We start from the raw sequence: 6809 nt of genomic DNA on the forward strand, positions 1-6809 counted from the left end.
TATTTTTACCCTGTATATTAAGTCTGAAAAATTTTCCTTCAATTCTTCATTGATAAATGTATCCTTTTCTAATTCTAAGCTTTCCATATCTATTACTTCTAATGCCTCTTTAGGTATATTATTTTCTATAAAATCTCTTGCTATTCTCTTTTGACTAAATACTTCTTTAAATGTGGTGTCGTGCTTATTGGTTATTTCTTTTTTCATTTTATCACCAACTTTTTAATCTTATCACTATTTAGTTTAAGAATCTTTTAAGTCTTTTATTTTTTCTATATCTAATTCTGTTATTTCTAATACCTCTTCTATTGATAGTCCCATCTTTAATAATTTTTTAGCCACCTCTATTTTACCTTCTAATTTACCTTCCCTATTCTTATATATATTATACCAAATGTACACAGTTATTAACAATTAGGGTTATATAAAAAGAACTAATCTTTTTAATTTGATTAGTTCTTTTCTGTTGCAGTAAATATATCTGTAGTCTTTAGTTTATTGATTCCTTTTTTAGTTTGTCTTCTTATATCTTATAGGTTCTCATTCATACCTCATAAAGTTTAAAAGTGAGCCTGACCCTATTTAACTACCTTATTTCTCTCCTGATTCATAATAAAAAAAGACCATGACCAGCAGCTGTTAAACTGCAATCATGGTCTTTTCATAATTTCCTTAATATACTACGATAGCCTAAATAGTATAGGCACACCTTCAGGATCTAGTAATATCTTTCCTTCATACTTCCAAAGATAATCTTTAAGCTCATTATCTTCTAACTTTTCAATCCATCTCTTAATCGTAGCAGTTGACTTTCCTGCCATTTCAGCTAAATCTTCAACGGTATAGCCTTTTCTGCAGCAATTAGGGTCATGTAATCTTTCATTGGCCCATTCCACCGTAAAAGATTCTGAATCATACTCATAGCCTAACCATTCTACAAATTCTTCAGGATCATTTAAAAGCTCTTCATATCCAAGAACACCACCACAATCCTCAGGTGGACAAGCTCTTTTACCTCCTATACACACAGGATAATTCATATTTGGGTCAGCCTCTAACTCTTCAACAATTTTAACAGTATGCTCCCACGAATCACCAAAATCATATTCATAATAAAAATCCTTTTTATCAGAAAAAATAAGTGTTGTTTTAGAATCATAAGTTATATCTCCAAACTCATCATTTTCAAGATCGCCTATTCTATCGCCTTCTACATTAAACTCATACAAATGATAATCCTCCCAGCCGAACACCTTCTGAATCACCATATGCAAATCATGGTATGTAATTTCTTTATCTACAAGCACTTCTCTATAAATTTCTGTTTCATCTAATGAAATCCTAAGTTTTAGTATTTTCATGGGTTACCTCCATTGTCTTAGTTGTTATATATAACTTGCTTAACTTATAAAATATATTATAATTATATACTCTATAGTATCTAACTAACAATAGATAAATCTCAAGATTATGTAAGTAATTGTGTTACTATATATTTAATAGTTTTGATAATAGTCGTGAAAAAAGATCTATGCCTAGTTAGCTACAAAAGCTTTATGAAAAAAATATTGCGATTAAATGGTAATGATTATTCAAACTTAACTATTGAAAAAATACTTGATTCAATATTGCTTATATATTAGTTCAATTAATCTAAAAAATATTACTTGAAAATTTCAAAAAATCTATTTTATAACCAAGGGTTTTTTATGCTCTTTTTTACTTTCAGAATATTGTGTATTTTATTTTTGCTTAAAATCCACTTAATTTTGCATTCTTTTTGGCTCAATTTGTACCACTTTTAAACAAACTTTTGTACAACTTTAGAGATGGATTTAACCAATGTTTTTGTCTTTAGCTTTCAGTAGCCTCTTTATTTCTATTTCTGAATACTTCATCTGACTTCTCCTCGCTTTCTTTCAGTATATCAGCCACAATAATCTTGTATTACATATCTTTTTTTATCTTAAATAAAACTTTTGCAAGTTTTAATCCAAGTCCTGTTAAATTATAGTCTGTCAATATATTACCGTTAAGGACAGGAGTGCGTTTAGCTTGTACTAAGCCAACAGCTATAAGCCTATCGCAGTTTAATTCACTTACCTTTTTCGTTACTACTCCACCAGCAAAACCTTGTTCGATATATTCCTTAACTTTCCCATTTTGTATAATCGCATCATAAATATCCAATAATTGTATAAAGTCTTGAAAAAATACACGTTCAATGATAGCGAGGTACTCCCGGTATTGGGTCCAGGAAATGTTTTGATTTATATACTCAATATAAAAAGCAGCAGTTAATTGAGCTTTTTCTAACTCGTCTAATCTATCTATATGGATAGTTATAAGTTCTATCTCTTTTCTTAACCATTTTTCATTATTTTGAGCAGCTTTCTTTCGTTTTTCTATTTCTTCTAGTTTAGCATCTCCTTGATTAAGTGTTTCAATAAAAATAAGTAATTTTTTAAGAAGATGTTTATCTCTAATAGCTAAAGATACTTTTGCTAGAGCTTGGACAGCCTTTACTAGAGGAATGTTTTTAAGAATCTCCGAATCTAACAATGAATCTATACCCGTTTCAGCTATATCTATTCCAAGAGATGTAAATTCCTCTAGAAAGACTGACTTCATAACTGAATCTATTGGGTGAAGGGTATTAGATGATTCTATATTATTATCCATTTATTTCACAACCTTCATAATATTTTAGCTCATATATTTTTTCCATTATATCAATCAAGCAACAATTATTCATTTTTAAACATCCATGATTATCATATAAAATACCTATTTTCCATGAAAAAATAATAGTACCTTGTTCAGCCTTAATAAATTTGTTAAATTGGCTGTATATTTCTTCTTCTGGAATTCTTCTTATTGAATTTATTATACTTTTAAATTCAAAACTTACTGGATTGTAAATAACCTCAATCTCATGAACATGATATCTAGATATATCATTGATTGGATAGTTAATAAAAAAAGATTGTATTTCTTTAATTATACATTTTCTCATTAAAATATACTTTTCTAGAACACCATCAGTTCTCATATTATCAATAACTTCTTTGTGATGTTTGCTGGTATAATAAAATTCTTCATTAAAAATATCCGGTAAACAAATCTTTTGTCCAAAAATGGAATCTATTTTTTCAGCAATGCAACTTCCCTCAGCAGGATCAAGAGATTCAACAAACTGTTTTAAATATTCATGAGCCTTTTCTATTTCTAAAATAGTATCAAATGCTATTTCCTTTTGCCTTTTGAAAAAATCTGGTATACAATCAAATTTGTTTTCTATATCTATTTTATATTCCGGTAAAATAATATCAAAACTACTCTTCACTGATGAAAGACTTGAAAATAAAAAATTTCTATTTTTGTAGAATTCCGCACATCTTATTGAATCTTCAATTCTATCTAAACTATGTTTACTATTCAGTATTTCATACATTGATGAAAATACTTTTTTTGATGGAATAGTAAACTTATTATTACTTTTATTTAAATAAAAGTTTTCAAATATATCCTCTGCTGATAATAAAAACATCCGATGTTCTTTTTCATCACCAGTATTAATTATTACAAAAAATTCTTTCCTGGGATTATTTTCATCATCAAGAACATATTCCTTACTTATATAGTGATATGTATTTTCATTTTCTGAAAATTTTGCTTGTATCACACCAAATCTAGGAAGTTCTGTATCTAAAATATTTTTACCATATAATCTTCTTTGTATAATAAAATCAGCACCATGTATATCAACAGACCGTTCTAGTATCCAGAATCTATCTATTAAGAAAGCTTTTGTACGCATTTCTCCTATTGATCCGTTTTGCATAGATTTTAACCACATTGAGCAGTTATCCATTATGCTAAACCTCCCATCTTTTTATATAAATAATTTGAGAAATTAATATTTATTAATACCATTATTATACCTTGTAATATTTATCTATCAAAAAATAAATCCAAGCTTGCTATTTGATTATAAACATAACATATACACATCACACCCTAAAGAGTTCAATCTGTTTAGGCTTAATGCCCAAAGTATTTGTGAAGAAATCAATCCGTTTAAAAGCCCCTTCACTGTGCCAGCTAATATACCATTTCATGTTCGAAGCATCTTGATTTTGGCTAATAATTTCTTTGAAATAGGGATAATCAACCGGAGAAAGAGAATGTCCTATGACCACAACAGTTTCTATCTTAGAAAGAGCCTTGAATCTATCTTTATAAGCTTTAATGATATCACCAGATTTTTTTGTAGTAAAATCATAATATGCACTTAAATGATATCCAGCAGTCTCATGTAAATCATACGATGTTTGGTTTTTTATTCTTGGACGCTTGTTTCTAAATCCACTTGAATTATTTTCTACTTCAAATCCAGCTCCATATGCATGACCTAGAATCAGTTCTTTCTTTTTGCATCTTCTATCACCATGAATATACCATACATTCTCTTTGGGCACTCCATATATCGTCTCTAGAAACTCAGTGTAATTAAAAGTTATAAATGTGGATTGCTTGGATAGAGTATTTTCAAGAGGTTTTGTAGCCCTAGTTGGCTCTAAAGTACATACCCATTTTCTAAATCGCCTTGGCAACTCTCTCATAATTGTTTGTGCAGGTCCAGTAGCGGTCTCTGCTGCCATGAAAAAATCTGCTGCTGAAAAATCATCATCAAATTGATCTTTTACATCAAAGATATCCATCCAATCATCGACTGTACCAAGCATAGATTCGTCATCAAGATGAGCAAGACTTTCTTCAAAATCTGCCCATAAATCCTCTTTTCTGATATACATCTCCAACGCATTTCTCAGATCATTATGTCTTCCCATAGAATCTCTGAAATTATAATAGTTAGATGGAACACCATGCATTAAATCGAACCCATTACCGATAATGAAAAGTGAGGTATTCGAGTTTATCAGAGATATTTCTTTCTTTTCAATCTGTTTAAAAGGTAAAGTTAAAAGAAATTTTTCCAGTTCTGCTCTTTCCTTTTCTTGCTGAATCTGTTTATACCTAGCCTTCTTTTTATCACGACACTCTTTGCATCTTTTAGGCATATTAAGACCTTTGCTTTTATAAAATTCCCGTTCTCCTTCTGTGAAAAAATCAGCACCACACTCTATGCACTTTAATAAGTAGTCTGTATTTTTTTCCATGGCTTCACCTCTTTTCCTGCTTATGATATGTATATAAGACCTCTTTTCCTTTTAAATGGTTTATAATAACTCCATAATTTTTTCTGTTAATATATTAATATCTTTAAAATGTTGTATTATATCTCCTATAATACCCTCTATTTCATCAATAAGAATCCCAATTTGAGAATCATCAATATATCCAGCAGATGGATCGCGATAATCTCCATAGTTTATTTTCACATGATATGTTTTATAAATCTCATCATTAATGTATAGATTAAATCGCAAATCATCTTCTCCGCCATTTTCAGGATATAGTTCCCCATCTACAGTGATTAAGTATGTTTTATTATCAACCCTATACCAACCCACTTCAAAATTCAAATCAAAATAATCGAAATTGGAATCTAAATAGTCTTTATTCTCAGTATAATACTGTAAAGCTTCTTTCATATTTAAGCCATGGAAAATGTATTTCTCAATAAAAATGTTTAGATCTTGATTATCATCATCATAATCTATTTCCAACTCTAATTCCTCAATTATTATTCTTCTAATTTCATTATCCAATTCTAAATTTTCTTCATTATCAATTATATAATCTATTTCATATATACAACCTTCTATATCTTCTACTAAATGACCTAGGTCTTCTAATCCATTAACAACATTAACCAAGTTTTGAATTTTAATACCATTTTCAGCTAGTATTGTTTCGACATAGTTTTCAGAAAGAGAAAATTCAATTCCACACGCTTTTCGTTGCTGTTCTATATAATCAAATTCATATCTCTCTTTTTCAATCTCCATATCTTCAAGTGCACTTTTTACCCCTTCTTCATCAGAGTAAAAACTACTTTCAATGTAGACGTAGCATTCATTAAACTTCTCATGCATCCAACTACATAAATCTATAATATCTTCATATAGTTCTTTACAAATAGGTTTATTATGAGCTATCATATTTGGCATTTTGGACAATTTATTTTTCCAACAATCTTTAAAATCATCATCTAGAATATCAAGTAAATCTCTATTATTTAAAACATCTGATGTTCCAAAATGTTCAATTGCATATTCTTTTTCTTCTCTACTTGGCTTACTATTAAAAGCATATTCTCGATTATTTATTGTTTGTATTTGTCAACCGAAATTTTTTCTATATCTAATTCCGTTATTTCTAATACCTCTTCTATTGATAGTCCTTTCTTCAATAATTTTTTAGCCACCTCTATTTTACCTTCTCGTTTTCCTTCCTTTTTACCTTCTAATCTTCCTTCTAATATTCCTTCTTGCTTTATGTCATCTAGGGTTCTTTCTAAGTTATATACCATACTTTCCACCTCCATTTGACTACTTGCTTCTAATATCCTTTCTACCTCTTCTCTGTCTTCTGATTTCGACTTATGTTATTCACCTTTAATCACTTCTCTCTACAAGTTAGTCTTAATATTATTAATATTTTAAAACTTTCTTAACCTTTATAATTCAGTATTCACAGATAAGTCCCTATTCTTCTATCTACTTTTACAACACATAATCTAAAAAAGAGAACTAACCTTTTTATTTTTGATTAGTTCTCCATCTTGCAATAATGTATAGCTTTAATTAATAAATTTTTTTTAACTCTTCCACTTCAGATTT

Annotated in this window: 7 protein-coding genes; all 7 read right to left on the minus strand. The window is 29.0% G+C overall.

Going from position 1 to position 6809, the window contains the following annotated elements:
• On the minus strand, window positions 1–207 hold a 207-nt coding region (locus tag Q326_RS0114550; RefSeq protein WP_026896027.1), incomplete at its 3' end, for an Rpn family recombination-promoting nuclease/putative transposase.
• A 473-nt stretch (window positions 208–680) separates the two neighbouring features.
• The gene (locus tag Q326_RS18060; protein WP_051531528.1) at window positions 681–1361 is read right to left on the minus strand and encodes a plasmid pRiA4b ORF-3 family protein; all 681 of its coding nucleotides are present in this window, start codon (window positions 1359–1361) and stop codon (window positions 681–683) included.
• A gap of 586 nt (window positions 1362–1947) precedes the next feature.
• Window positions 1948–2682, minus strand: coding sequence for a hypothetical protein (locus tag Q326_RS0114565; RefSeq protein ID WP_026896028.1), 735 nt, complete (start codon window positions 2680–2682; stop codon window positions 1948–1950).
• Window positions 2675–3874, minus strand: a complete 1200-nt coding sequence (locus Q326_RS0114570; protein WP_026896029.1) for a hypothetical protein — start codon at window positions 3872–3874, stop codon at window positions 2675–2677. The genes Q326_RS0114565 and Q326_RS0114570 overlap by 8 nt, the downstream gene beginning before the upstream one ends.
• Before the next feature lie 139 nt (window positions 3875–4013).
• Window positions 4014–5183 (minus strand): AbiH family protein, encoded by a 1170-nt coding sequence (locus Q326_RS0114575; protein WP_051531530.1) that lies wholly within the window; start codon window positions 5181–5183, stop codon window positions 4014–4016.
• 60 nt (window positions 5184–5243) lie between these two features.
• Window positions 5244–6146: a hypothetical protein gene (locus Q326_RS0114580; protein ID WP_026896031.1), complete on the minus strand. Its 903-nt coding sequence runs from the start codon at window positions 6144–6146 to the stop codon at window positions 5244–5246.
• A 146-nt stretch (window positions 6147–6292) separates the two neighbouring features.
• Entirely contained in the window at window positions 6293–6499 is a 207-nt protein-coding gene (locus Q326_RS0114585) for a hypothetical protein (protein WP_026896032.1), read from the minus strand.
• Window positions 6500–6809: the final 310 nt, after the last annotated feature.

This window comes from Clostridiisalibacter paucivorans DSM 22131 (assembly GCF_000620125.1).
GTDB classification, from domain to species: Bacteria; Bacillota; Clostridia; order Tissierellales; family Clostridiisalibacteraceae; genus Clostridiisalibacter; species Clostridiisalibacter paucivorans.

What these genes read in the sequence shown, in the direction of transcription:
- Q326_RS18060 (WP_051531528.1), bottom strand. Translation starts at nt 1,361, where the DNA reads ATGAAAATACTAAAACTTAGGATTTCATTAGATGAAACAGAAATTTAT.
- Q326_RS0114565 (WP_026896028.1), bottom strand. Translation starts at nt 2,682, where the DNA reads ATGGATAATAATATAGAATCATCTAATACCCTTCACCCAATAGATTCA.
- Q326_RS0114570 (WP_026896029.1), bottom strand. Translation starts at nt 3,874, where the DNA reads ATGGATAACTGCTCAATGTGGTTAAAATCTATGCAAAACGGATCAATA.
- Q326_RS0114575 (WP_051531530.1), bottom strand. Translation starts at nt 5,183, where the DNA reads ATGGAAAAAAATACAGACTACTTATTAAAGTGCATAGAGTGTGGTGCT.
- Q326_RS0114585 (WP_026896032.1), bottom strand. Translation starts at nt 6,499, where the DNA reads ATGGTATATAACTTAGAAAGAACCCTAGATGACATAAAGCAAGAAGGA.